At 63.8% G+C, this 2,040-nt stretch carries 1 protein-coding gene; it reads left to right on the forward strand.

The genetic code is table 11. The features are described from left to right. Positions 1-1,867, forward strand: a 1,867-nt coding sequence (locus B3C64_RS08405; protein WP_291535028.1) for an amino acid ABC transporter ATP-binding/permease protein, incomplete at its 5' end; no start/stop codon positions are given. Between the last annotated feature and the right edge of the window lie 173 nt (positions 1,868-2,040).

Here is a 2,040-nt window from a genome sequence, read left to right on the forward strand (position 1 = left end):
GCTTGGTTCCGAGAACGTGCCTAGTTCCAAAAAAACGGATGAGACGGCCGGGGCGGATAAGACGGACATCGCATCGGCATCCGCGTCGCGCGTCATCGTCCGGCTGCTCAAGGAAGTCGGACCATTGCGCAAATACATGATCATCGCCTGCGTGTGCGGCACGATCGGCCATCTCGCGGCGACGTTCCTGCCGGTATTCGGCATCGCGGCCGCGTTCGCCGTGATCGGCGTGCCGGTCTGGAACCTCGACGTCGCCGAAGCGCTCGCCGGCATGATCGTCTGCGCGCTGATCCGCGGCGGCATGCGCTATGCCGAACAGTACATGAACCACAACGTGGCGTTCCGCCTGCTCGCCCTGCTCCGTGCCAAGGCCTTCGCCGCGCTTCGACGCCTCGCGCCCGCCAAGCTCGCCGGAAAAGGCAAGGGCGACCTGATCGCATTGGTCACCACCGATGTGGAACTGCTGGAGATCTTCTTCGCCCACACCATCAGCCCGGTAATCATCGCCATCGTGACCACCGTCATCTACGCCATTGCGCTGTGCACGCTGAGTCCGGCGTTCGCGGCCGTGCTCATCGTGGCGCATTTGGCGGTCGGCGTCGCGTTGCCGAAGCTGTTCGCACTCGCGGTGCGTGGCCAAGGCGCCCGAATCCGCGGGGAATCCGCCGAGCTCAATGACGCCATGCTCGACGATATGCGCGGCATCGAGGAGATCATCCGATTCGGGCAGGGTGATTCCCGTCTTGCCGGCATCGTGACGCGTTCGCGCGCGTTGTGGCGCGAACGCTCCCGGCTGAGCGCCCGCAACGGTGATTTCACCGGTCTGGGCGCGGTGCTGGTCATGCTGTTCACCGCGCTCGCGGCCGGATTGACGTTCATGGTTTCGGCTTATGCGCCTTATTCGGCATTCACCGCCGCGGTTTCGGACATCGCGCATATGGCGGGCGCGCAGGCGGCCGGCGGTGTGGACGCCACCGGCATCGCCGGCGTGATGTCGTTCGCCGATTGGAGCGGCAAGTCCCTCGTCGCGGCGGCGGTCGCGGCGTTCACGCTCATCGCGAGTTCGTTCGGCCCGGTGCTGGCGCTGGGCGCGCTCCCCGCGAATCTGACGCAGACCTTCGCCGCCGCGCGTCGTCTGTTCTCGTTGATGGACGAATCGCCCGCGGTGGAGGAACGCGGCACCGAGCGTCCGCGGTACCAGGGGATGACGGCATGTGACGTGACCTTCGGATACGGTTCGGATGATGGTCCGAAACCGGTGCTCGACCATGTTTCACTCGATGTTTCACGGCATGGGGTCCTTGGTGTCCAAGGACCCTCCGGCCGCGGAAAATCAACGCTGCTCAAGCTGTTGATGCGGTATTGGGATCCGAGCTCCGGAACGGTCGTCCTTTCCGACGTGCCATTGCCGAACGTCGATGCCGCATGGCGCAGGCGCGTGCAGACGATGATGGGGCAGGAGTCGTACCTGTTCGACGGCACGATTCGCGAGAACCTCATGATGGCGTTGCCGGACCGCGATGCGAGCCATGCTGCGGATGCCATCGACCGAAAACTGCGCGATGCGCTCGCCCGTGCCTCCGCCTTGGAGTTGGTCGATTCGCTGCCGCAGGGGCTGGACACGCAGGTGGGTGAACTGGGTGGCAGGCTTTCCGAAGGGGAGCGGCAGCGCATCGGTCTGGCGCGCGTTTTCCTGCGGGATGCCGATCTGGTGTTGTTTGACGAGCCGACGAGCCGTCTTGACGCATATAACGAATCCGTGATTCTGCAGTCGATCAACGGACTCGCCGATCAGGGGCGCGCGATCGTTCTGGTCTCGCACCGCGATTCCACCATGCGCATCGCCGACCGAATCGTGCGCATGTGACGCATACGTGCCGCATCGGCGTCCATCTGATGCGGCATGGGCTTGTCGCCGATTGCGCAGGCATGGCATGTGATCCCTATTTTTCCAATCGCTTGCGTTCGCATGGATGAACGCATGGTCGATTCCTGTGGTTCGAATTTGGCTGTGTGTGCAATGCGCATCAAGCATGTTCG

It is taken from the genome of Bifidobacterium sp. UBA6881 (genome assembly GCA_002451435.1).
Taxonomy (GTDB): Bacteria; Actinomycetota; Actinomycetes; order Actinomycetales; family Bifidobacteriaceae; genus Bifidobacterium.